Below are 24,632 nucleotides of genomic sequence, written 5' to 3'. Positions count from 1 at the left end.
CCGCTCAAACGCGCGGCACTTCCGGTTCGAAGAACACCCAGCGGACTTGCGGGAACGTGGCCTGCAAGTCCGCTTCGATCACGTTGATCGCATCGACCATGGCGCGGCCGCTCGCGTAGTCGATCATTTCCGCCTGCACGGCCACCACCACATGACGCCCCCACTGCAGCGTAATCATATTGACGATGCTGCGAATCTCGGTGCGCCCGCGCAGATGCGCCTCGATCGCGCGCCGCACTTCAGGGCTCGCCGATTCGCCGACGATCATCGACTTCACTTCACGCGCCACCAGCCACGCGATCACCATGAGCAATACGCCGACGCCGATGGACCCCAGCGCGTCGTAGACAGGATTGCCGGTCATCATGGTGAGCAGCACGGCCACGAAGGCTATCGCCAGGCCCGCCAGCGCGGCGATATCCTCGCCCGCTACCACCAGCAGCTCGGATTCGCGCGTCTCCCGAAACCAGCGCCACATACTTTTGTCGGGATGCGTCTTGCGGATTTCCTTGACGGCGCCCCACAAGGACAGCGCCTCCAACACCACGGACACGCCGAGCACCGCCAGCGCTACGTAGGCATACTGCAACGGCTCGTGCACGAACAGACGATGCACGCCCTCATACACCGAGAACGCGCCGCCGACAAAGAACAGCAGAAGCGCGACCAGCAGCGAGTAGAAGTTGATCTCGCGCCCGCCGCCCATGGGATGCAGCGGGCTCGCCGGCTTGCGCGCTTCGCGCAGACCGAACAGCAGCAGCAATTGATTGCCGCAGTCGGCGGTGGAGTGGATGGCCTCGGCGAACATCGAACCTGAACCGGTGAACGCGGCGGCGGCGAACTTGCAGATGGCAATGCCGAGGTTGGCGGCGAGCGCGTAGAAAATGGCTTTCGGCGATTCTTCTTTCATCGTCGTGGAAGGCGTCCGTGAGTTTGCAAAGAGCTTTCGATGGGCAACAGCCCGTATTATGGGCATGCCGGGCGGCATGCGTCCAACCCGGGTGTTGTTTGCAACGTGCTCCGCTTGCGCTCTACCTCGTTCGCCTTCCCTCGCCTCAAGCCTCGTTATGCCCTTTCGAGCGCCGCCATTTCACGCACGATCACCAGCAGCATGGACAGGCTCGCACCGCCGGTGGCCCGAAGGTCAGCCAGCAGGCGCTCGTAGCGTTCCAGTTGCGCGGTGCGCTTCTCACGCCATGCCTCGACCAGCGCCTCGGGCGTGGAGGCTTCATCGGCGTCGGCCAATGCGCTCGTCGTCAACGCGCGTTTGAGACGCGCGATGTCGGCCACCGCCGTGGCGCGCGCCAGCATGTCCCAATGCGTGGGCGCCGGCAACGCGGCCGCGCGCTCGCTGATCCAGCTCGAACTGAGCAGCGTGCCGAGCGCGAAATAGACGCCGGCCACCAGTTCGAGACTGCGCCCGCAGGTGGACGACACTTCGGCGATATCGAGTAACGCAGCCGAGATCTCGCCGCTCGCGATTCGCACCGCCAGCTCGCTATCCACGCCGGCGTCCGCGAATACGCGCTGCCGCTCGGAGAGCGCTTCGAGATCGGCGTTCGGCAACAGCGCGGGCCATTGCGGCGCAAGGCGTTGCGCCGCGTCGCGGCAACGCGCGAGCAGGCCGGCCACGTCGCGGTCGCTGACCGCGCCCGATTGCAATTGCCGCAGAAACCACAGCGCCGAGCGCTCGACCAGCCGTGCGACTTCGACGAACATGCGCGCCTGGATGTCGTCGGCGACACGGTTGTCGAGCGCGTCGATACTGCGCCACACATCGTCGAGATTGAACACGTCACGCGCCATGATGATGGCCCGCACAATGTCGCCCGGCTGTGCATCGGTTTCTTCCATCAGCCTGTGCACGAACTCGCAACCCACGCGATTCACGAGTGCATTGGTCAGATGCGTCGCGAGAATTTCACGGCGCAGCGGGTGGCGCTGCATCGGGTCGCTGAAGCGCTGCCGCAACGGTTTCGGAAAATACTCCACCAGCATGTCGCTGACGAGCGGATCTTCCGGCATGGACGATTCGAGCAGCGCGTCGTACAGCCACATCTTGCTGTAGGCGAGCAGCACGGCGCGCTCCGGCGTGGTGAGCCCTTGTCTCGCGGCCTGCCGTTCGGCGACTTCTTCGTCGGTCGGCAGAAACTCGATCACGCGATTGAGCCGCCCCGCGCGTTCGAGGTAGCGCATCAGGCGCGCTTCCGCATCGAGCAATTCAACGCCGTAGCGGCCCGCAATCGACAGCGCCTGCGTCTGGTAGTAATTGTCCTGCAGCACGAGCACGCCGACTTCGTCGGTCATGTCGGCGAGCAGCGCGTTGCGTTGCTTCTCCGTCATCTCGCCGTCGGAGACGACCAGGCCCAGCAGAATCTTGATGTTGACCTCGTGGTCCGAGCAATCCACGCCAGCGGAATTGTCGATCGCATCGGTATTGATGCGGCCGCCCCGCTGTGCGAACTCGATGCGCCCGAGTTGCGTGAGCCCGAGATTGCCGCCTTCGGCCACGACCTTGCATCGCAGGTCGGAACCGTTGACACGGATCGCGTCGTTGGCACGGTCGCCGACTTGCAGATGTGTTTCGCGGCTCGCCTTCACATACGTGCCGATGCCGCCGTTGTACAGCAGATCGACCGGCGCCTGCAGGATCGCGCGCATCAGTTCAGCGGGCGCGAGCGCCGGCGCGCTGATGCCGAGCACCGACTGCACCGCCGGCGAGAGCGGAATGGTCTTGGCGCTGCGCGGAAACACGCCGCCGCCCGCCGAGATCAGCGAAGGATCGTAGTCTGCCCAACTCGAACGGTCGAGAACGAATAGACGCCCGCGCTCGGCAAGACTGACCGCCGGATCGGGATTCGGATCGAGAAAAATATGCCGATGATCGAACGCGGCCACGAGCTTGATATGCGGTGACAGCAGCATGCCGTTGCCGAACACATCGCCCGACATATCGCCCACGCCGACCACCGTGAAGTCCATGGTCTGCGTATCCACACCCATTTCGCGGAAGTGCCGCTTAACTGACTCCCACGCACCGCGCGCGGTGATGGCCATTTTTTTGTGGTCGTAACCGACCGAGCCGCCCGAGGCAAACGCATCGTCGAGCCAGAAGCCATATTCTTGCGAGATCGCGTTCGCGTAGTCGGAGAACGTGGCCGTGCCTTTGTCCGCCGCGACCACCAGATAGGGATCGTCGGGATCGTGGCGCACTACGTCGGGCGGCGGCACGATAGTCGTGCCGGCGAGATTGTCGGTCACGTCGAGCAGGCCGCGCAGGAAGGTCTGATAACACGCAATGCCTTCGCGCAACCACGCGTCGCGTTCGGTTTGCGGCGGCGGATTCTTCACGACGAAGCCGCCTTTCGAACCGACCGGCACGATCACCACGTTCTTCACCATCTGCGCCTTCATCAGGCCCAACACTTCCGTGCGGAAGTCCTCGCGCCGGTCCGACCAGCGCAAACCGCCGCGCGCTACGCGGCCGCCACGCAAATGCACGCCTTCCACGCGAGGCGAGTACACCCAGATTTCGAACATCGGTTTCGGCTCGGGCAAGCCGGGCACTTGCGCGGGATCGAACTTGAAGGAGAGATACGGCTTCGGATGTCCGTCGGCATCGAAGCGATAGTAGTTCGTGCGCTTGGTCGCTTTGATGACGCCGAGAAATTGCCGCAGTATGCGGTCTTCGTCGAGATTCGGCACCTGGTCAAGCGCACTGTCGATCGTATGGAGCCAGCCGTCGACGCGCGCCTCGCGCGTCTCACCCAATACCGGATTGAAGCGGGCCACGAACAGTTCGACCAGCATGCGCGCGATCGCCGGATTGCCGGTCACCGCGCGCTCGATATACGCGTCGCTGAAGGTCGAGCCGACCTGCCGCAGATACTTGGCGTACGCGCGCAGGATCGTCACCTCGCGCGCATTCAATTGCGCGCGCAACACGAGGCGATTGAAGTCATCGCTTTCGATCGCGCCGGTCCAGACCTTTTCGAAGGCCTCTTCAAAGAGATCTTTGACGCGCTCAATGTCGAACTCCGCGTCGTCAGCGAGTTCGAGCCCGAAGTCGTGAATCCATGCGGGCGTCGCGCCCAGCGCCTCGATCAGATAGGGCCGCTCTTCATCGACACGCACGCCGAGATGTTCGAGCATCGGCAAACTGCGCGACAAGGCGATCGGCAACCCCGCGCGATACACCTTGAAGCGAAACGCGCGCGGGCCCGATTCGATCGGGCGGTACAGGTTCATGGCAAGCCGCTCGCTGCCTTGCACGCGTTCGATCAGTTCGATATCGCGCACCGCCGTGCGGGCAGGATAGTCGTCGCGATAGCCGGGGGGAAAAGAATCGCTGTAGTGTTGCAGCAGACGGTTGCCCTGCTCTTCGCCGAAGGCGTCGAGCAAGGCGTCGGCGAGATCGTCCTGCCAGCGGCGTGCGACCTGCACGAGCCGCGATTCCAGTTCGCGCGTATCGACGTTGGGCATGCCGCCCGGCTTCGCGTGCACCACGAAGTGAATGCGCGCCAGCGTCGACTCCGACAGCAAGGGCGTGAACTCGACACTCTCGCCGTTGAATGCGTCGACCAGCAAATTCGCAATGCGCTGACGCAGGTCGGTGTTGTACTTGTCGCGCGGCACGAACACGAGACACGACACGAAACGGTCAAAACGGTCGCGCCGTACGAACAGCCGGGTGCGCTGATGCTCCTGCAAACGCAGCACGCCTAGCGCGATATCGTAGAGCTGACTCTCTTCGGCCTGAAACAGCTCGTCACGTGGATAGGTTTCGAGCACCGTGACCAGCGATTTCGCCAGATGACCTTTCGGCAAGAAACCGGCTCGTCTCACGATATTCGCGCATTTGCGCCGCACGATCGGAATCTCGGCGGCCGACACGAAATAGGCCGTCGACGTATAGAGGCCGATGAAGCGCCGCTCGCCGGTCACCTTGCCGTCCGCGCCGGTCAGCTTGATGCCGACATAGTCCAGATAGCCCGGCCGGTGCACGGTGGCCCGTGAATTGGCCTTGGTCAGAAAGATCGGCGACGACCCTGAAATGATCTCGGCCGCGGCCGGCGGCAAGGGCGTGATCTCGGCGGCACCGGCGGGCCGCAATGCATCGCGCAGAATGCCCAGACCCGAACCCGGCACCGCGCGCAGACCGTAGCCGATGTCGTGCTGCACCAGTTCGTAGTCGCGCTGGCCGAGAAAGGTGAAATGATCGGCCACCATCCATTCGAGAAACGCGCGGGCTTCCAGACCTTCCGGTCCGCCCTCGCCGGCTTTCATGCCTTTGATCGTGACGCGCGCGAGTTCGACGATCTTCGGCCAGTCTTCGACGGCCGCCCGCACGTCGCGCAGCACCTTCGCGATTTCGTCACGCAGCGCGTCGAGTTTTGCGGCGTCGCCGCAACGGTCCACTTCGAAGTGGATGAACGACGTCAACTGCGAACGCGTATCGCTGGCTTCTTCGGCGCCCTGGATCAAGCGCGCGATACTGCCGTCGGGCGCGCGCCAGATGCGAAACACCGGATGCACGACGGAATGCAGCGCGAGGCCCTGCCGGTTGACCGCCATCGAGACGGAATCGACCAGAAACGGCATGTCGTCATTGACGATCTCGATCACCGTGTGATCGGAGTGCCAGCCGTGCTGTTCGAGAATCGGGTTATAGACGCGCAGCCGTTCGGCGCCCGGCACGAAGCGTTGCGCCGTTTGCCAGTGCGCGAGTGCCGCGCCGTAGAGATCGGCAATCGAGCGGCTTTGCAGGTCGTCGGCGTCGACGAAATCGTAGTAGTGCCGCAGAAAGGTCTCGACGACCTTGAAGGTTGGCTCGGGCAATCGCCCTCGTGCAAATTCGACGACATCGTTCAGCAAGTGCGTAACGGCTTCTTCGTTCTTTGCTTGCATGATCAACTCCCCCGGCTGGGCGGCATTGGCGGGTATGGCCTGATACTCGCTTGATTCGCATGCATCGTCTGAAGGGGAATTATGCACCTGACGACCGGCATGCGACGGACGACGGCACTTAGGTTATACCCGCTGCCGGTGAATGCATCGTTACGGCATGCCCGGCTATTTAAAGCACGGCCCGGGGAACCGCGTGCTCCTGCGCGAGCCATGCGCGAACCTGTTCGCTGGTCCACGCCGGATCGTCGTGCGGCAGGTCGTGGCCAGCCCACGGATGCTCGCAATGCAGGGCGCCCCACGCCGCCGCCAGCTTTGCCGAGCACACGGGGTCGACCAGTTTGTCGACCCGCGAAGAGAGGATCAGCAATGGGCATTCCGGCCGCGCCGTGCCCGCGGTGAAACGCGCCGCGGCCCAAAGTTGCCGTAACGCATTGCCACGGCTCACGGGCGCGCTGCGGCGAATGCGGCTCCAGGTGTCGAGATCGTCACCCAGCGTCTGCACGTTATTGCACGTCAGCCGATGAATGCCGTGTTCCGCGCGCGGCGCGTCGCGCCAGTGCGCGGCAACGCCCAGCAGGCCAGACCATGCAGAAGGACGCAAGCGCTCCTGCATCTGGCTGAACGGCCGCATGCTCGTATTGATCAGCACCAGCCGTTCGATCTCGTAGGGATGCCGTTGCGCCCAGTCCGTCGCCACCATGCCGCCGAGCGACATGGCCAGCACGCAATAGGGACCGGGCATGCCGCTTTGCAGAGCAGCATTGCGCACGAAGCCGACCATGTCGGCGACCGTCGACGGTGCGCGCAAATGCGCGAATTCGCCGTTGCCCGGCAGATCGAGCAGCAGCAGACGGTGAGGCGCGCCGGCCTGAAGGGCCGCTTCATTGAGCGCGCCATGCAGCAAGCCGGGCAAGCGACCCCAGTGGCGGATTTCACGCGTGAGGCCGCGCAGCAGGATCCACGTGCTCATACGCTTTCCGGGTTATACCAATGGTCGATCGCGCTTTGCAGCAATTGCTCGCGACGATTGCCTTGCGGCAGCCAACGTTGCGACGAAAAGGCCGCGCGCGCCAGAAAGTCGAGCAGGTTCGCGTGACGCCGCAGCACGCGCGCCGTGCGATGCGCCTTCACTGGATTGAACATGCCCTGACGCGAAAACAACTGGCGCGGATTCTTCTTGATCCACAGCCAGGAGCCGAGTTCGAGGGTCATGGGCAGAAAGACGTTGGGCGCGGGCGCGCGGTCGTAAGCGAAGTCCCACAGATCGCCGTGCAACAGATATTGATGGCTCTGCGGTTCGAATGCGTAGCCATGATGGGGATGGGCGCGTTCGAACATGGTTTTCAGCACGTACATTTCCGGCAGATGCGGCATCACTTTGCGGGTGCGTGCGTACGGAAACCAGATGCTGTCGCTCCAGCCGTAGCCCGAGTGGCAATCGAGCGCGATGCTCAACGGCCGCGTGGCCAGCTCGGTTTCGACCACCCGCAGCAACGCCGAGGCCTCGGGCTCCATCGGCTCGCCCTCGCGGCCCCGATACCACGGCAGCCAGGCGCCAACGCGCTGGCCGCCGGCTAGCAGCGGCACGCGTTCGTCGGCGTTCTGCGGCGCATTGCGCATCAGGTCGACACCGTTCGGGTTAGCGCGCGTGGCCGCCCACATGCCGCCCGGATTGACGATCGGCATAAAGATCAGACGAATCGACTGCAATTGGCGCACCAGCAGTTCGTCCCATTCGAGCCGCGCGAGCAGCGCTCGCATGTAGTCGAGCACGAGTTGCGAGCCGATCCGTTCGAGCCCGTGAATGCCGCCGAAAAAGCCGATTGCCGGCGCTTGCGGGTCGGTGGATCCGATGCTCGCGGTCTGCACGGCGAAGTGCCGGCCGCGCACCGTCGTCTCGCAGACGGTGCGGATCGCGAAGCTCGCACTGCCTTGCTCGAGGATCGTCCTCAGATCTTCGTACTCCGCAAAACTGTCGGGAAGGAAGCTCAGAGGCTGCATGACGATGTCGCAAGCAATTGCAAGGTTAATGGGGACGGCACACCGATTGACGCAATATAGCCTGGCCGGCGGCGCTCATGCTGAAGCGGCGCCGGCGGGCGCAAATCCTGTCACATGCATGTCATTTTCTATTTCGAACGATTGACTCCAATCTGCCTTGCCGGCGACGCAAAAAAGACATGGATAGATATAGTCGTCTAGACGTTGCGATGCCTTCACTCAACCGTCACAGACGCTTCCTAGAATGAGCCCCACACATGCCGGCAGAGGCCGGATGCATCAAGGGGTAGTCATGGAAGCAATTCGGGAAGCAATTCGTATCGAACGGTTGAGCAAGACGTTCAGCAATGGCCGCAAGGCGCTGGACGAAATCGATCTGCGCGTCGAACCGGGCGAAATGGTTGCGTTGATCGGCGCCTCGGGCTCCGGCAAGTCGACGCTGCTGCGCCATATCGCGGGCTTCACCGCTTCGGATGCGCAGCCGTCGCAGATCTCGATTCTGGGCCGGCCCATTCAGCAGAACGGCCGCATTGTGCGGGAGGTGCGCAGCATTCGCCGCGATATCGGCTTCGTGTTCCAGCAGTTCAATCTGGTGAACCGCCTCTCCGTCGAAAGCAATGTGCTAATCGGCGCGCTCGCGCGGTTGCCGTTGTGGCGTCGGCTCTGCGGCCGCTTTCCGCGCGCCGAGCGGGCGTTGTCGATGGCTGCGTTGAACGAAGTCGGCATCGGCGAACATGCGCGCGAACGCGCCGCCAATCTCTCCGGCGGCCAACAGCAGCGCGCCGCGCTTGCCCGTGCGCTGGTGCAACGCGCGCGTATCGTGCTCGCCGATGAACCGATCGCCTCGCTCGACCCCGAGTCGTCGCGCCGCGTGATGGAGATGCTGCGCACGCTGAACGTCGAGCATCAACTCACGGTGCTGGTTTCGCTGCATCAGGTCGACATCGCGATGCAGTACTGCCCGCGCACGATTGCGCTGCGCCGCGGCAAGGTGGTCTACGACGGACCTTCCGCCGCGCTCACGCCTGCGTTGCTCAAGAAACTCTACGGCGACGACGCCCGCGAGTTGCTCGATGAAGCCGCCATAAGCGCGGACGATCTCGGCACGAAAACCGCTAACGGCGGCACACCACTTCAGGACACCGCGCCCGCCTCCATGCGCTATGCGTTCGCACTCAATCCGGCGCACTCGAACTGAGCGCGCCCATTCGTTCTGTCAACTCAACCGGATCTCAAACAATGAAATTCCTGCGTTCATTGATCACGCTGGCCGTCGGCGCGGCGACCCTTGCCACTGTCGCCACTGCGCAAGCCGAAGACCTGAACCTCGGCATCATTTCGACCGATTCGTCGTCCGTGCTGAAACAGCGCTGGGAACCGCTGATTCAGGACATGAACAGGCAAACCGGCCTGAACGTCAAGGCGTTCTTCGCGACGGACTACGCCGGCATTATCGAAGGCATGCGTTTCAACAAGGTCCAGGTTGCGTATCTCGGCAATGCGTCGGCGATCGAAGCAGTGGATCGTTCGCAAGGCGAGGTGTTTGCCAAGACCGTGTACGCGAATGGCGACGCCGGATATAAATCCGTGTTGATCACCAACGTGAACAGCCGCTTCAAAACGCTCGACGATGTATTCAAGAATACGAAGGATGTCACGCTCGGCTTCGGCGATCCCAACTCGACGTCCGGCACGCTGATTCCCGGCTACTACCTGTTCGCCCAGCACAACACGCCGGTCAATACGTCGTTCAAAACCGTGCTGCCTTCCAGTCATGAAGCGAATCTGCTGGCCGTCGTGAACAACAAGATCGATATCGCGACCAACAATACGGAAATGCTCGATTCCTTGAAGAAGCAGCATCCGGACAAGTTCGCGCAAGTGCGCGTGCTGTGGACCTCGCCGCTGATTCCGTCGGACCCGATCGTGTGGCGTAAGGATCTGCCGCAAGCCACCAAGGACAAGCTGCGCAACTTCTTCGTCAACTATGCGAAGACCGATGCACACGAAAAGGCGGTAATGGCCGGCATTTTCGGCTACGGCGGTTTCGCGGCATCGTCGGATGCGCAGTTGCTGCCGATCCGCCAGGTCGCGTTGTTCCAGCAGAAGCAGAAGATCGCGAGCGACACGCATCTCTCCGATGACGATCGCAAGACCCAGTTGGCCGCACTCGACGCGAAGCTGAGCGCGCTGAATATCGCGCAATCGAAGCAATGAACACGGCCGATCTGGTCACGTCGCCGGGGCGCGCGAGCGAAGCGCTCGCCGCCCAGGCGGCACGTCATCCCGCGCCGGCGGCCGGCAAGCGTAGCTGGCTCTCGCTCGTCGGCTGGATCGCGGTGTTGGCGGTGTTGGGCGGCGCGTGGCACGGCGCCGACATGCGTCCGCTGGATCTGCTCAGCGACTCCGGCAACATGGGCCAGTTCGCCAAGGATTTCTTTCCACCCGACTTCACCGAATGGCGCAGCTATCTGCACGAGATGTATGTGACGCTCTCGGTGGCGGTGTGGGGCACCGCGCTTTCGCTCGTGTGCGCGGTGCCGTGCGGACTGATGTCCGCTCACAACATGGCGCCGATGTGGATCGTGCAGCCCATGCGCCGCATCATGGACGCATGCCGCGCGATCAATGAGATGGTCTTCGCGATGCTGTTTATCGTCGCGGTCGGGCTCGGTCCTTTTGCGGGTGTGCTGGCGCTGTGGGTGCACACCACTGGCGTGCTCGCCAAGCTGTTCGCCGAAGCGGTCGAGGCCATCGATCCGCGCCCTGCCGAAGGCGTGCGCGCCACCGGCGCGACCAGTCTCGACGAGATCATTTACGGCGTGCTGCCGCAAGTGCTGCCGTTGTGGATCTCGTACGCGTTGTATCGCTTCGAATCGAACGTGCGCTCGGCGATGGTGGTGGGCATGGTCGGCGCGGGCGGCATCGGCGTGGTGTTGTACGAAGCGATTCGCTCGTTTAACTATGCGCAAACGGCCGCGGTGATGACTATGGTGATCGTGGTGGTGACGGTGATCGACCTCGTTTCGGCGTGGCTGCGCGAGCGCGTGATCTGAAAGTTGGCGGCCTGACGGCCAACGGCCCCTCACCCCGCCCCTTCGCTCCGTTTCGTTTATTGCGATTTCGAATATTTCGATTTAGAATGACGCAATCGAAGGAGCCGAGTCGCGCCATGAACACCACCATCCATCCCACCCCGCTTCCGTCCCAACAGGAGGCCGAGCTTGCCCGCACCTCCAGCCGGAATCTGTCTGTGGTGCTGTCCAGCCGCGCGGAGACACAGCAGTTCGACTTCAAAGACGACAGGGGTCAAACGCGCACCGTCGAGTTGCCTACGTCGGTCGTGCGGCTGATGGTCGATGTTCTGACTGAGATCGGGCAGGGGAACGCCGTCTCTATCATTCCGATTCATGCCGAACTGACCACGCAGGAAGCTGCCGATCTCCTGAACGTGTCGCGGCCGTACTTCGTGCAGTTGCTGGAGAAGAAAGAGATCCCGTTCCGCAAGGTGAACACTCACCGGCGCGTACGGTACGAAGACGTGATGGCCTACAAGAATCGCATTGATACGCAGCGGCGCAACGCGCTGGACGAAATGGCGGCATTGTCACAGGACATGGGTCTGGAATAGCCGATGTCGTCACATTTCACCGCTGTCTACGACGCTTGCGTTCTGTACTCCCAACCATTGCGTGACCTGTTGATGCGTCTGGCGCTGACCGATCTCTTCCGCGCGCGTTGGACTCGCGCTATCCATGAAGAATGGGTGCGCAACCTGATCGCAAACCGTCCGGACCTGGATCGCGCCAAAATCTATCGCGTTCGCGAACTCATGGACGCCCATGTTCGCGATGCATTGGTCGAAAACTTCGAGCATTTGATAGCGGCTATCGAGTTGCCGGATCCCACTGATGCACACGTCGTCGCCGCCGCAGTCCATTGCGGGGCCGAGCTTATTGTTACGTTCAATCTGAGAGACTTTCCTGCTGCCGCCTTGAGTACGTTCAACGTAACCGCGCAACATCCGGACGACTTCATCGCCGATCTGTTCGACCTCAACCAGGCGAAGGTGCTCGAAGCAATGGCCGAGCACAGGAAATCGTTAAAAAACCCATCAAAGTCCGTCGACGAGTATCTCGACACTTTGGCCAGCCTCGGTCTCACGCAAACTGTTTCGGCTGTTCGGCCCTATAGCATCGCCATCTGAACAAAGCGCGCTTCCCCTCACACAAACTCCGGCAGCGTCGCATCGATAGCATCAGCCAGCGTGTTGAGCGCCGGTGCGATCTCCTCATCCGGCACGCACGCGTAGCCGATCAGCAAACCCGACGGCGCCAGCAACGGTTGCGCGTAATACCCCGACAACGGCCGCACGACGATATTGCGCTCCAGCGCCGCAGCCGCCACCCGCCGGTCATCGGTGCCGTCAGGCAACTGCATCACGAGATGCAAGCCGGCGTCGCCGCCCACTGCAGGCAACGCGTCGCCGTAACGCTGAGCGGCAGCGTCCAGCAGCGTCTGCCGGCGCTGCCCGTACAGCGTGCGCATCTTGCGGATATGCGACGTGAAATGCCCTTCGGCGATGAACTCCGCGAGCATCGCCTGCTGCAGCAACTGCCCCTCGCGATACAACTCGGCGCTCGCCGTGGCAAAGCTCTCCGCCAGCGCTTCCGGCACCACGAGGTAGCCGATGCGCAGCCCAGGAAACAGCGTCTTGCCGAAGCTGCCCACGTAAATCACCTGCCCCGACGTATCCAGACCTTGCAACGAAGCCAACGGCCGGCTGCCATAGCGGTATTCGCTGTCGTAGTCGTCCTCGATGATCCAGCACTGGTTCTGCCGCGCGTATTCGAGCAGCATGCGGCGCCGCGCGAGACTCATTACCATGCCGAGCGGGTATTGGTGCGAAGGCGTGACCAGCATCAGCTTCGGCGGCTGCGCGAGGTCGTCGGCGGAAGGATTGATGCCTTCCTCGTCGACGGCGATCGGCCGCGATTCCAGACCAGACACGTGCAGCACGCTGCGCACGCCCCAATAACACGGGTCTTCGGTCCAGATCACGTCGCCCGGATCGGACAGCAGACGCACGGCCAGATCGACGGACTGGTGAATCCCGGTCGTGATGATGATCTGCTCCGGCGTGCAGCGCACCGAGCGCGAGGTGCGCAGATAGTCGGCCAGCGCGTGCCGCAGCGAGGCAAGGCCGCCGCCCGGCGCATACGTCAGCAGGTCCGGGCGCAGCCGCCGCCAATATTTATTGTGCAGGCGACTCCACACGCGCGCCGGAAACTTCGTGACGTCGGGCACGCCAGGCATGAAGGCGCCCCACTGCCGCTTGGACACGCCCGCTCCGGCGATCAACCGCGCGCCGCGCGTGGAAAGCGCGCGCCGCGCCTGCTGTGGCGCCGGCTCGGAACGCGCGGCGGGCGCCTCGGCATCGGGCACGCCGACGATCTCGTCCGGCGCGCTGTCGGCGACAAACGTGCCGCGCCCGGTCGCTGAACTGACATAACCTTCGAGTACGAGCTGCTCATACACCTGCGTGACGGTGTTGCGCCCAATGCCCAACTCCTGCGCCAGCAACCGCGACGACGGCACCTTGCTGCCCGGCGGCAACTCGCGCGACAGGATCGCCTGCTGCAACAGCCGGTGCAACTGGCGATAGATCGGCTGACCGTTGCCGCGGTCGAGGCGCTGGGCCAGCCAGTCGGACAAAACGCTCGCGCGCATGATTGGCTCCTACATTTTTATTGAAATGGCTCTGAAGTTAAGAGCCAAATCTCATTATAGTCGCTGCATGTGCTGCGCTGAGCGCGCGGCGTCCGCAAAAAACCGAGGAGCGAAGGAGATGACCATGAAGAACGCAGAACTGAAAAGCCGTAAAGACGCCGCCACGCCGCGCGGCGTCGGGGTGATGTGCGATTTCTACGCCGAACGCGCTGAAAACGCGGAACTGTGGGACGTCGAGGGCCGCCGTTTCATCGACTTCGCCGCCGGCATCGCCGTGTGCAACACCGGCCATCGTCATCCGAAGATCCTCGCCGCGATTCGCGACCAGCTCGATCACTTCACCCACACGGCGTATCAGATCGTGCCGTACGCGTCATACGTCGAACTGGCTGAAAAACTCAACGAGCGCGCGCCGGGCGATCATCCGAAGAAGACCGCGTTCTTCACGACCGGCGCCGAAGCCGTCGAAAACGCCATCAAGATCGCCCGCGCCGCAACCGGCCGTCCGGGCGTGATCGCCTTCACCGGCGGTTTCCACGGCCGCACGCTGATGGGCATGGCGCTGACCGGCAAGGTCGCGCCGTACAAGATCGGCTTTGGCCCGTTCCCGTCGGACGTGTTCCATGCGCCGTTCCCGAATCCGCTGCACGGCGTGACCACGGCCGACTCGCTGAAGGCCATCGAATTCCTTTTCAAGGCCGACATCGATCCGAAGCGCGTTGCCGCGATCATCTTCGAACCGGTTCAGGGCGAAGGCGGCTTCTATCCGGCGCCCGCCGAATTCGTGCGCGCGCTGCGCAAGCTGTGCAACGAACACGGCATCCTGCTGATCGCCGACGAAGTGCAAACGGGCTTCGCGCGAACCGGCAAGCTGTTTGCCATGCACCATTACGACGTGGTGCCCGATCTGATGACGGTCGCCAAGAGTCTCGCGGGCGGCATGCCGCTGTCGGGCGTGATCGGCCGCGCGGACGTGATGGACGCGGCGGCGCCTGGCGGTCTCGGTGGCACATATGCGGGCAATCCTCTGGCGGTCGCCGCCGCGCATGCGGTGCTCGATATCATCGACGAAGAGAAACTCTGCGAGCGCGCCACGCTGCTGGGCGACCGCGTCAAGGCCAAGCTGATCGCGCTGCAAAGCGACGTGCCGCAAATCGCCGATGTGCGCGGCCCCGGCGGCATGGTCGCCGTCGAGTTCTGCAAGGCGGGCGGCACGGAGCCGGATGCGGAGTTCACCAAACGCGTGCAGACGCGCGCGCTCGAACGCGGCTTGCTGCTGCTGGTGTGCGGCGTCTATTCGAACGTGGTGCGCTTCCTGTTCCCGCTCACGATTCAAGACACGGTCTTCGACGAAGCCATGGCGATTCTCGAAGACGTGATCAAGGACAGCGTCACCATCGCAGCTTGAGGAAACCCACATGATCACGTTGAGTTTGAAAGACCCGTCGCTGCTGAAAAGCCACGCGTATATCGCGGGCGAATGGCAAGGCGCGGACGACGGCACGACCTTCGAAGTGAAAAATCCCGCCACGGGCGAAACGATCGCAACGGTGCCGCGCATGGGCACGGTGGAGACACGCCGCGCCATCGACACGGCGAACGCCGCGTGGCCCGCATGGCGCGCCACGACCGCCAAGCAACGCGCGGTGATCCTGCGCAAATGGCACGACCTGATGATGGAGAACGCCGACGATCTGGCGAAGATCCTCACCACGGAACAGGGCAAGCCGCTCGCGGAAGCTAAGGGCGAAATCCAGTACGCGGCGTCGTTCCTCGAATGGTTCGCGGAAGAAGGCAAGCGCGTGAACGGCGACACGATCCCGACGCCGGCCAACGACAAACGCATCGTCGTGACGAAAGAGCCGATCGGCGTTTGCGCGGCCATCACGCCGTGGAATTTCCCGGCTGCGATGATCACCCGCAAGGTCGGCCCGGCGCTCGCGGCGGGCTGCCCGATCATCGTCAAACCGGCTGAAGCCACGCCGCTCTCCGCGCTCGCCCTCGCGGTGCTGGCCGAACGCGCCGGCGTGCCGCGCGGCGTGTTCAACGTCGTGACCGGCGAGCCGAAAGCGATCGGCGCGGAAATGACCGGCAATCCGATCGTGCGCAAGCTGTCGTTCACCGGCTCGACGCCGGTCGGCCGTTTGCTCATGGCGCAATGCGCGCCGACGGTCAAGAAGGTGTCGCTCGAACTCGGCGGCAATGCGCCGTTCATCGTATTCGACGACGCGGATCTGGACGCCGCGGTGGCCGGCGCGATTGCATCGAAGTATCGCAACAGCGGCCAGACTTGCGTATGCACGAACCGTTTCTACGTGCATGACAAGGTCTACGACGCATTCGCCGAGAAACTGCGCGTTGCCGTCGAACAGCTCAAGGTTGGCCGCGGCACCGAAGACGGTGTAACGCAAGGTCCGCTGATCAACGAAGCGGCCGTGCTCAAGGTCAAGTCGCATATCGAAGACGCGCTCGCCAAAGGCGCGCGCATCGTCACCGGCGGCAAGCGTCATGCGCTCGGTCATGGCTTCTTCGAGCCGACCGTACTCGCGGATGTCACGCCCGCCATGAAGGTCGCACGCGATGAAACCTTCGGACCGCTCGCGCCGCTGTTCCGCTTCTCGTCGGATGAAGAAGTGATCGGCCTCGCTAACGACACCGAATTCGGCCTCGCGTCGTACTTCTATAGCCGCGATATCGGCCGCGTGTGGCGTGTCGCCGAAGCACTGGAATACGGCATGGTCGGCATCAACACGGGCCTGATCTCGAACGAAGTCGCGCCGTTCGGCGGCGTCAAGCAATCGGGCTTGGGACGCGAAGGTTCGCACTACGGCATCGACGATTACGTGGTGATCAAGTACATGTGCGTCGGCGGGATCTGAACGCGAAGCTGGAAGTGACAAAGTGAAAAACTGCCACGTCGGCATGTCTGACGTGGCCGTTTTTCGTTGGCCCGGTTGATACAGACGCGCTGTGCAGTGGCAGCGGCCGCTCTTGCAGTGTCAGGCCGTTTATAGGCGCTGGGAGATCACGACGATCCAGCGCCCTGCTACAGCTTCCACACCTACGCCATCGATTAACGACCGTAGTTCACAACCGGAGCCGAGTACGAGCTGTTCGTCGTGTCCGAACGGCTGCCTGCCTGCGACGAACCATTGGTGGCCGAACCGTAACCGCTCGTCTGGGCAGCGCTCTTCTGTGCGGCGACGCGCGCTTCCGCAGCCTGAATGTTGGACGGATATTCTTCGTCGTTCGCGGTGGCCGGGTTGTAGCCGGCCTTTTCCAGCTGGATCAGTTCGGCGCGCACTTGAGCACGAGTAACCGGCTGATTCGATTGAGCAAAAGCGGCGAGCGGAGCGGAAATGAGCGCGGCGATAACAACAGCTTCGATCAGGGATTTCATGACACCTACCTCCAGAGATTGTTTTTTGCCATGCTGCGAACCTATGTCTGCAGCGTATGGAGACAGTCTAGGAGTCAACGTATATAGGGTAAACCCCCAATCGTCGAATTCACTGTTGCGATAAATGGGATAACTGGGGCGCGGAGATAAGGTTTTGCCCCGGCGATGGCGCCAGTTCACTGGCATTTCGGCCGCCCGTCCCTTGCCGGTCGCTTCTCGGGCTCGCGCCAAAACGCGCGCGATACGTTCGCGAAAAATGCGAAGGCGATTCGAATCCGCATGCCACGCAAATCGACGTAATCGACATGTCGGTCTGTTGCAGCAATTCGCGCGCACGCGTGAGGCGCAACTGCTGATAGAAATGCGTTGGCGTGTCCTTCAGGGACGCGCAGAACAGCCGCTCCAGTTGCCGCCGCGTAACGCCGATTTCCCGCGCGAGCTGGTCCGGCGTGAGCGGCTCCTCCATATGCTGTTCCATCACGCCGATCACCTGAATCAGCTTGCGGTTGTGCACGCCGTAGCGCGCCGCGACCTCCATGCGCTGATGGTCCGAGCGCTGCCGGATACGGCTCACCACGAATTGCTCCGAGACGGCCGAGGCCAGCGCGGCGCCATGCTCGCGGCCGATCAGGTCGAGCATCATGTCGATCGACGCCGTGCCGCCCGCGCATGTAATGCGCCGCGCTCCGATTTCGAACAGCTCCTGGCTCGCATCGAGCGACGGATAGCGCTCGCGGAATGCCGACAGCGCTTCCCAGTGCACAGTCACACTATCCGCGCCGCCGAGCAGCCCGGCTTCCGCGAGCACAAAGCTGCCGGTGTCGATACCGCCGAGCGTCGCGCCCGCGCGCGCGAGGCGCTTCAGACAATCGCCCAGCACGCGCGTGTAGCAGGCGAGCGGCTCGAAGCCCGCGACGACGAAGAGCGTGCGCGTCGCATCGACGTCGCCGATGGCCGCATCCGCGTTGATTGAAATGCCGTTGCTGGCGGCCACCGGCGCGCCGTCGAGACTCAGAATGCGCCAGCGGTACAGATCGCCGCGAAAGCGGTTCGCCACGCGCAAAGGCTCCACTGCCGACATGAAACCGATCGCCGAAAAGCCCGGCAGCAACAGGAACGACATATCTTCGGGCATCGTGCTCGGACTCGATCAGGAAAAACACAGGCGGACGCGGGTTCCCGGCGAGCGTAGCAAGCAGCAGCCAAGCCGGCAAGGCGCGCCAAAATTCGCGCTAACCCGATGTTGCATCGCAATGTGCGCGGCACAGGTTTTCCCTCATGGTCGCGTGGGAGCAAGAACCGGTCGCTGGCGGTCGCTTTGGCTGGAATATGGGGCATTAACGTTACGTCATTCGTGCAGTTCAGGCATCACACAAGCGGTAACGCATGTCCGGGGGCCGCTTCGCTTCATGTCGTTCGCTCAGGCGAAGCGGCCCGGTTCGAAACACGTTGTCACCCGAGTCAGAAGAGGGAACGTCATGAAGTTGCGCATCAAAACCCTGCTTGCCCATCTTGCGTGTCTCGCGGCGGCCGTCGGCGCCGCTGTTACCGCGCTACCCGCGTTCGCCCAGGATCCCGCCGCCTGCCGCGCGGTGCACTTCGCCGATATCGGTTGGACCGACATCACGTCGACCACCGCGCTCGCCTCGACCGTGTTCGAAGGGCTCGGCTATCAGCCGGTGACGACCGTCGCCTCCGTGCCCATCTCGTTCGCGGGCCTCAAGAGCAAACAGCTCGACGTGTCGCTCGGCTATTGGTGGCCGGTGCAGGAAAAGGCGATCGCGCCGTTCGTCGATTCGAAATCGATCCAGGTGCTGCAGCCGCCCAACCTGACCGGCGCCAAGGCCACCTTCGCCGTGCCGAGCTATGAATACGACGCGGGCCTGAAGACCTTCGCCGACATCGCCAAACACCGCGACCAGCTCGACGGCAAGATCTACGGCATCGAGCCCGGCAGCAGCGCGAACGCGGCGATCCTGAAGATGATCGCCAGCAATCAGTTCGGCCTCGGCGGCTTCAAGCTGATCGAATCGAGTGAAGCAGGCATGCTGGTCTCGGTCGATCGCGCGATCCGCGAGAAGAAATGGGTGGTCTTTCTCGGCTGGGAACCGCATCCGATGAACATCCAGATCGACATGAAATACCTCACCGGCAGCGACGGCGTATTCGGCCCGAACGACGGCGAAGCACGCGTTTATACGCTGACGTCCCCCGACTTTCTGACGCGCTGCCCGAACGCGGGCAAGCTCGTGAGCAATCTGCGCTTTTCGACGCAGCTCGAAAACGTGGTGATGCAATCGGTCATGAACAAGGAAAAGCCCGCCGACGCCGCCAAGGCATATCTGAAGAAAAACCCGCAGGTACTCGATGCCTGGCTTGCCGGCGTGAAGACCTACGACGGCAAGGATGGCTTGCCCGCGGTCAAGGCCTATCTGGGTCTTTGACTCCGAATGTCGCGCATATCAATCCATAGGAACCAGCTCGCATGAATCATGAAGTCATCGTGACCTGCGCGGTCACCGGCGCAGGCGATACCGTCGGCAAGCACCCGGCCATTCCCGTCACGCCGAAGCAGATTGCCGAGGCCGCCATCGAAGCCGCGAAGGCCGGCGCGACCGTTGCGCACTGCCATGTGCGCGATCCGAAAACCGGACGAGGCAGCCGCGATCCGCAGCTGTATCGCGAGGTGGTCGACCGCATTCGCTCGTCGGGCACGGACGTGATCATCAACCTGACGGCCGGCATGGGCGGCGATCTGGAGATCGGTCCGGGCGAGGACCCGATGCGCTTCGGCGCGAACACGGATCTGGTCGGCGGGCTCACGCGCCTCGCGCATGTCGAGGAACTGCTGCCGGAAATCTGCACGCTCGATTGCGGCACGCTCAATTTCGGCGACGGCGACTACATCTATGTGTCGACGCCCGCACAGTTACGGGCCGGCGCGCGGCGCATCCAGGAACTCGGCGTGAAGCCCGAACTGGAGATCTTCGATACCGGCCATTTGTGGTTCGCGAAGCAATTGCTCAAGGAAGGACTGCTCGACGCGCCGCCGCTGTTTCAGATCTGCCTCGGCATTCCCTGGGGCGCGCCCGCCGACACCACCACCATGAAAGCGATGGCCGACAACCTGCCGCCCGGCGCGCAATGGGCCGGCTTCGGCATCGGCCGCATGCAGATGCCGATGGTCGCGCAGGCGATGCTGCTCGGCGGCCACGTACGCGTCGGCCTCGAAGACAACATCTGGCTCGACAAAGGTGTGCCTGCAACCAACGGCACGCTGGTGCAGCGCGCGGTCGAAATTATCGAACGGCTCGGCGCGCGCGCGCTGACACCCGCCGAAGGACGCCGCAAGCTCGGTCTGCCCGCACGTGGCGAACGTCAGTTGGAGCGGCGTGCAGCGGGACAGTACGCCTGATTCACCCGGCTTGATTCACCCGGCTCGACGCAACTCGCTTCGAAACCAGACAACACACAGGCAAAGGAAACATCAGCAATGGCAGTGATCGTCGATATCAAAACATTCGCGGCAATCGGCGTGGGCGTGATCGGCAGCGGCTGGGTGTCGCGCGCGCTCGCGCACGGGCTCGATGTCATCGCGTGGGACCCGGCGCCGGGCGCGGAGAAGCAGCTGCGCGAGAACGTCGCGAACGCGTGGCCGGCGCTGCAGCGCGTAGGGTTCGTTGCGGGCGCGTCGCCGGAGCGATTGCGTTTCGTCGATACGATCGAAGCCTGCGTCGGGCAGGCGGATTTCATTCAGGAAAGCGCGCCTGAGCGCGAGGCATTGAAGCTCTCGCTGCACGAACAGATCAGCCGCGCGGCAAAGCCGGATGCGATCATCGCTTCATCGACGTCGGGCCTGTTGCCGAGTGATTTTTATGCACGGGCAGTGAATCCGCAACGTTGCATCGTCGGGCATCCGTTCAATCCGGTGTATCTGCTGCCGCTTGTCGAAGTGCTGGGCGGCGAAAGCACCGCGCCGGAAACCATCGACGCCGCGCTGCAGGTGTATCGTGCGCTGTCGATGCGACCGCTGCGGGTTCGCAAGGAAGTGCCGGGCTTCATCGCCGACCGTCTGCTGGAAGCGCTGTGGCGCGAGGCCTTGCATCTGGTCAACGAGGGCGTGGCGACCACCGGCGAAATCGACGACGCGATCCGCTTCGGCGCGGGCATCCGCTGGTCGTTCATGGGCACGTTCCTGACGTACACGCTGGCCGGCGGCGACGCGGGCATGCGCCATTTCATGCAGCAATTCGGACCCGCGCTGGAGTTGCCCTGGACTAAACTGGTGGCGCCGAAGCTGACGGATGAACTGATCGACCGGGTCGTGGACGGCACCGCCGAGCAGGTCGGGCCGCGCTCGATCAAACAGCTCGAACGTTACCGCGACGATTGCATTACGAGCGTGCTGGCGGCGATTGCGGAGGCGAAGGCGCGGCATGGGTTGCTGCCGGCTGACTGAGGACGAGCATGTGGAGGTGCGGAAGCACCTGCTGCCGCGGAACGGGCGGCGGAAGCGCGCAAAGATCGCCGGGCACAGCGGCGGCGCAAAGCCCGCGCGCAGCCGCCACCTTTGATACGAATGAGGGAGACGATTTTGCCGACGCCGCAACCCGTTGCCCTACCAAGCTATCGTGACACGGTGCGCGCCGATTGGGTCGATTACAACGGCCATCTGCGCGACGCGTTCTACATGCTGATCTTCAGCTTCGCGACTGACGCCCTGATCGACCTGATCGGTTTGCCGGACGCCGTGCGCAAGGAACGCCGGCGCTCGATCTACACGCTCGAAGCGCATATCAACTATCTGCACGAGATCAAGGAAGGCGCGCAGGTGCGCGTCGACATGCGCGTGCTCGGGCACGATGCGAAGCGGCTGCATCTGTACCTCGAGATGTTCTCCGGCGGCGGCGGCGAACCGGTGGCGGCCGGCGAGCAGATGTTGCTGCATGTGGATACCGGCGGCCCACGTGCCGCCGCGTTCGATCCGGATGTCGCGGCGCGTGTGCGGGCATTGGCCGACGCGCATGCCGCCCTGCCGCCCGCCGCCTTTGCCGGCCGCGTGATCGGCTTGCCGGCGAAAACGAAGCCGAGTGGGAGTGAACATGGTTGAAGCGGAAATGGCCGCGTTCATCGAAAGAGCCGCCGCGATTTATCCGGGGCATTCGACTTCATTGACGCCGGCTGAACAGCGCAGGATCTACGACGAGTATGCGGCGGCGGTCACACCCGCGCTGCCCGATGAAGTCGCGACTCAAAACGCCGAATTCCGAACCGGCGCGGGCCATTCGATCGCGCTGCGGCTATACCGGAACCGCGCAACGCGTCATGAGGCGGCGCGTGGCGCCGTGCTGTACTTTCACGGCGGCGGCTTCGTGCTCGGCTCGCTGGATAGTCATCAGCTCGTAACCGCACGCCTTGCCGCGGACACCGGTCTCGACGTGATCGCCGTCGACTACCGGCTGGCTCCCGAACACCCCGCGCCGGCCGCGCATGACGATTGCATGGAGGTGACGCGCGCCGCTTTGGCAGGGCGCTTGCCGTTCGATCTGCGTGCCGGCGCTCCGCTGCAACTGGCGGGCGACAGCGCCGGCGCCACGCTCGCGGCCAGCGTGGCGATGCGGCTGCGCGACGAAGCGGTGCAAGGCATAAGCGGCCTTGTGCTGGTTTATCCGATGCTCGGCACCGAGCCGCAGTCGCCCGCGCGCGAAAGCGAAGCGCACGCGCCGATGCTCACGCTAACCGACGTTCATGCGTTCCGCGATCTATATTGGGGCACCCACCCGCCCTACCCCGCGTGGACGATCCCGCTCGATGCAACACGTTACGACCGCCTGCCGCCGACGCTGGCAATCGGCGTTGAACATGATCCGTTGAGGGACGACGCGCGCGTGTTTGCCGAGCGTATTAGCGCGGCTGGCGGCGAGGCGAAGCTTCTGATCGGCGCTGGACTCGTACATGGGTGCTGGCGCGCCATCGAATCGAGCCCTGGCGTACAGAAGCTGCACGAGGAAGTGTGCCGTTTTCTGTCCACCCATGCGACGCAAGCGTCGCCGGCCGGTCGTTAGCGCCTCTCCGGTTCAGGCCGCCGGATAATCAGCCGCTACGGCCACCGCTTTCAATCTGTGAGCTGCCTGTCAGCTCTGACTTCGGCGAGGCGAACGCGCCGGTGTCTTGCGCAATGCGCGATCGGCGGGCGTGTCCGGCGCCGGCAACCGCACGGTGAAGGTCGTGTGGACGCCGCGTGTCGAACTGCACTCGATGCTTCCGCCCAGCAGTTCCGTCGCGCGACGGCAGAACGCGAGTCCCATGCCCGCGCCGCTGCCGTGCCGCTTGGTCGTGAAGAAGGCGTCGAAGATATAGGGCAGGACGTCGGGCGCAATGCCCGGCCCGGTGTCGCGGAATTGCAGCACGCAGAAGTCCCGATCCTGAACGGCACTGATCGTGATCTCACCATCGCCGCCCACGCGAATGGCATACAACGCGTTTTTCAGCAGATTGAACAGCACGAAAACCACGACCGTATCCGAGCCCGAAAACGACATGGCGGGATCGATGGGTTTTACCGTGACAAGTTCACGCTCGCGGCCGCTGAACGGATACCGTTCCAGCGCCGACATCACGCACTGATACACGGAATGCCGGCTGAAGTCGCCGCGGTCCAGACGATCGAGCGTGAAAGACGCGAGCGCCATTTCGACCATCGCGCTGGTGCCGGAGACTTCGCGCCGGATTGCCGTTGCCAGCTGGCCGATGCGTTCGGACTGTCCGGACTCGTCGTGATCGTCATACAGCCCGTGCGTCACAGCTGTTCGATACCCTTTGAACACGTGCCCCCAAACGCTGGCAATTTCGTCGGCGTGCATTCCGATGGTGGCGAGCGGCGTCGAAATTTCATGCGCGATGGTCGCCGCCACCGCATACGGGTGAATCAGGTGATAGCGCACGATGGTGATTGCCAGCAACCCGAGGCTCAGGCCGATGAACAGGACGCCCGGCGGATAAAACCCGAAGCCGTAATTGACCGCGTAATCCGTCGCGGCGAACGAGTACAGGCAAAGGCTCGCCAGACACAGATCGAGGCGCCGCCGCGCGTCGCCCTCCGCCTTCTGGCGCGCGGCGAGCAGAAGCTGGGCGCTGCGGCCGGCCAGCAACACGGTCTGCACCACGTGCACGGGATGCAGCGGGCCGGCGACCGGATAGTAGCCGAAGAAGAAATGCCGGTAGCCCGCCACCACTTCGTTGCCTGGCAGCAGGACCGCGAGGACAAAACACAGCCCGTACGACGCGAGCAATATCGGCCGTTCCCGGCGCTGCGCCGCCACTTCCGTCACGAAGTGGTAGAACGTTGTGGGTAAAAAAAGAATGAAGAGATACCCGCCCCTGACCAGCAGGTCCGCAGTATGTGGGTTGTCTGTCTGAAACAGCAGCGTCCATGCGCCTTGCCACGCGAAGGTCGAGACGCACATCAGAATGAACGGCGTGAACAAACGCGTCGCGCCTTGCGTAATCAGGACGTATAGGCCGAACACCACGAACATCGCGGACACGCAGGCAGTCGGAATGGCGTACATGTGGCTTGACGTCCCGGCAGACT

At 63.4% G+C, this 24,632-nt stretch carries 20 protein-coding genes; 12 read left to right on the top strand and 8 right to left on the bottom strand.

All coding sequences use genetic code 11. The annotated features are described in order from the left end of the window. Positions 1–4: 4 nt before the first annotated feature. The 4 genes from B0G73_RS01435 to B0G73_RS01420 all read right to left on the bottom strand — a co-directional run bounded on the left by B0G73_RS01435 (position 5) and on the right by B0G73_RS01420 (position 7,908). Positions 5–910 carry a cation diffusion facilitator family transporter gene (locus B0G73_RS01435; protein WP_106277205.1) on the bottom strand — a complete coding sequence of 302 codons (906 nt, stop codon included), beginning with the start codon at positions 908–910 and terminating at the stop codon, positions 5–7. 155 nt (positions 911–1,065) lie between these two features. Continuing rightward, a complete protein-coding gene (locus B0G73_RS01430; RefSeq protein ID WP_106277203.1) occupies positions 1,066–5,907 on the bottom strand; it encodes an NAD-glutamate dehydrogenase in 4,842 nt (1,613 codons plus the stop codon). Between the two features lie 169 nt (positions 5,908–6,076). Next, the gene (locus B0G73_RS01425) at positions 6,077–6,877 is read right to left on the bottom strand and encodes an alpha/beta fold hydrolase (RefSeq protein ID WP_106277201.1); all 801 of its coding nucleotides are present in this window, start codon (positions 6,875–6,877) and stop codon (positions 6,077–6,079) included. After that, entirely contained in the window at positions 6,874–7,908 is a 1,035-nt protein-coding gene (locus B0G73_RS01420; protein ID WP_106277200.1) for a M14 family zinc carboxypeptidase, read from the bottom strand. The genes B0G73_RS01425 and B0G73_RS01420 overlap by 4 nt, the downstream gene beginning before the upstream one ends. 292 nt (positions 7,909–8,200) lie before the next feature. On the opposite strand from B0G73_RS01420, the gene phnC reads away from it, so the two are divergent. From phnC to B0G73_RS01395, 5 genes are all read left to right on the top strand, one after another. After that, positions 8,201–9,106: a phosphonate ABC transporter ATP-binding protein gene (gene phnC / locus B0G73_RS01415; RefSeq protein WP_106277198.1), complete on the top strand. Its 906-nt coding sequence runs from the start codon at positions 8,201–8,203 to the stop codon at positions 9,104–9,106. Positions 9,107–9,147: 41 nt separating this feature from the next. Then, a complete protein-coding gene (phnD, locus tag B0G73_RS01410; RefSeq protein ID WP_106277196.1) occupies positions 9,148–10,125 on the top strand; it encodes a phosphonate ABC transporter substrate-binding protein in 978 nt (325 codons plus the stop codon). Further along, positions 10,122–10,964, top strand: a complete 843-nt coding sequence (phnE, locus tag B0G73_RS01405) for a phosphonate ABC transporter, permease protein PhnE (RefSeq protein WP_106277195.1) — start codon at positions 10,122–10,124, stop codon at positions 10,962–10,964. The genes phnD and phnE overlap by 4 nt, the downstream gene beginning before the upstream one ends. 116 nt (positions 10,965–11,080) lie before the next feature. Next, a complete protein-coding gene (locus tag B0G73_RS01400; RefSeq protein WP_106277691.1) occupies positions 11,081–11,539 on the top strand; it encodes a helix-turn-helix domain-containing protein in 459 nt (152 codons plus the stop codon). Between the two features lie 3 nt (positions 11,540–11,542). After that, positions 11,543–12,115, top strand: coding sequence for a PIN domain-containing protein (locus tag B0G73_RS01395; protein WP_106277193.1), 573 nt, complete (start codon positions 11,543–11,545; stop codon positions 12,113–12,115). A 17-nt stretch (positions 12,116–12,132) separates the two neighbouring features. Here the strand turns inward: B0G73_RS01395 and B0G73_RS01390 are convergent, their stop codons facing one another. Continuing rightward, on the bottom strand, positions 12,133–13,638 hold the full coding sequence (locus tag B0G73_RS01390; protein ID WP_106277191.1) for a PLP-dependent aminotransferase family protein: 1,506 nt from the start codon (positions 13,636–13,638) through the stop codon (positions 12,133–12,135). 124 nt (positions 13,639–13,762) lie between these two features. Between B0G73_RS01390 and B0G73_RS01385 the strand changes: the two genes are divergently transcribed. Continuing rightward, on the top strand, positions 13,763–15,046 hold the full coding sequence (locus B0G73_RS01385) for a 4-aminobutyrate--2-oxoglutarate transaminase (RefSeq protein ID WP_106277189.1): 1,284 nt from the start codon (positions 13,763–13,765) through the stop codon (positions 15,044–15,046). A gap of 10 nt (positions 15,047–15,056) precedes the next feature. After that, on the top strand, positions 15,057–16,517 hold the full coding sequence (gene gabD, locus B0G73_RS01380; RefSeq protein ID WP_106277187.1) for an NADP-dependent succinate-semialdehyde dehydrogenase: 1,461 nt from the start codon (positions 15,057–15,059) through the stop codon (positions 16,515–16,517). Between the two features lie 194 nt (positions 16,518–16,711). On the opposite strand, the gene B0G73_RS01375 is transcribed toward gabD, so the two are convergent. Together B0G73_RS01375 and B0G73_RS01370 are read right to left on the bottom strand one after the other, a co-directional pair. After that, complete coding sequence (locus tag B0G73_RS01375; RefSeq protein ID WP_106277185.1) at positions 16,712–17,038, bottom strand: DUF4148 domain-containing protein; 327 nt, start codon at positions 17,036–17,038, stop codon at positions 16,712–16,714. A 109-nt stretch (positions 17,039–17,147) separates the two neighbouring features. Next, positions 17,148–18,173, bottom strand: coding sequence for a GlxA family transcriptional regulator (locus B0G73_RS01370; RefSeq protein ID WP_106277183.1), 1,026 nt, complete (start codon positions 18,171–18,173; stop codon positions 17,148–17,150). A 343-nt stretch (positions 18,174–18,516) separates the two neighbouring features. On the opposite strand from B0G73_RS01370, the gene B0G73_RS01365 reads away from it, so the two are divergent. The 5 genes from B0G73_RS01365 (at position 18,517) to B0G73_RS01345 (ending at position 23,103) form a co-directional block, all read left to right on the top strand. Next, complete coding sequence (locus B0G73_RS01365) at positions 18,517–19,482, top strand: choline ABC transporter substrate-binding protein (protein ID WP_106277181.1); 966 nt, start codon at positions 18,517–18,519, stop codon at positions 19,480–19,482. Positions 19,483–19,523: 41 nt separating this feature from the next. Then, positions 19,524–20,453: a 3-keto-5-aminohexanoate cleavage protein gene (locus B0G73_RS01360; protein ID WP_106277179.1), complete on the top strand. Its 930-nt coding sequence runs from the start codon at positions 19,524–19,526 to the stop codon at positions 20,451–20,453. Between the two features lie 78 nt (positions 20,454–20,531). Continuing rightward, positions 20,532–21,497 (top strand): L-carnitine dehydrogenase, encoded by a 966-nt coding sequence (locus tag B0G73_RS01355; protein WP_106277178.1) that lies wholly within the window; start codon positions 20,532–20,534, stop codon positions 21,495–21,497. Between the two features lie 120 nt (positions 21,498–21,617). After that, positions 21,618–22,148 carry a thioesterase family protein gene (locus B0G73_RS01350; RefSeq protein ID WP_106277176.1) on the top strand — a complete coding sequence of 177 codons (531 nt, stop codon included), beginning with the start codon at positions 21,618–21,620 and terminating at the stop codon, positions 22,146–22,148. Then, positions 22,141–23,103, top strand: a complete 963-nt coding sequence (locus tag B0G73_RS01345) for an alpha/beta hydrolase (protein ID WP_106277174.1) — start codon at positions 22,141–22,143, stop codon at positions 23,101–23,103. Before B0G73_RS01350 ends, B0G73_RS01345 begins: the two co-directional genes overlap by 8 nt. A gap of 69 nt (positions 23,104–23,172) precedes the next feature. On the opposite strand, the gene B0G73_RS01340 is transcribed toward B0G73_RS01345, so the two are convergent. Continuing rightward, positions 23,173–24,609 (bottom strand): sensor histidine kinase, encoded by a 1,437-nt coding sequence (locus B0G73_RS01340; RefSeq protein WP_106277172.1) that lies wholly within the window; start codon positions 24,607–24,609, stop codon positions 23,173–23,175. Positions 24,610–24,632: the final 23 nt, after the last annotated feature.

This window comes from Paraburkholderia sp. BL25I1N1 (genome assembly GCF_003002025.1).
GTDB lineage: Bacteria > Pseudomonadota > Gammaproteobacteria > Burkholderiales > Burkholderiaceae > Paraburkholderia.
Note: the sequence above shows the minus strand (reverse complement) of the source record. Positions and strands in the feature narration are given on the sequence as shown.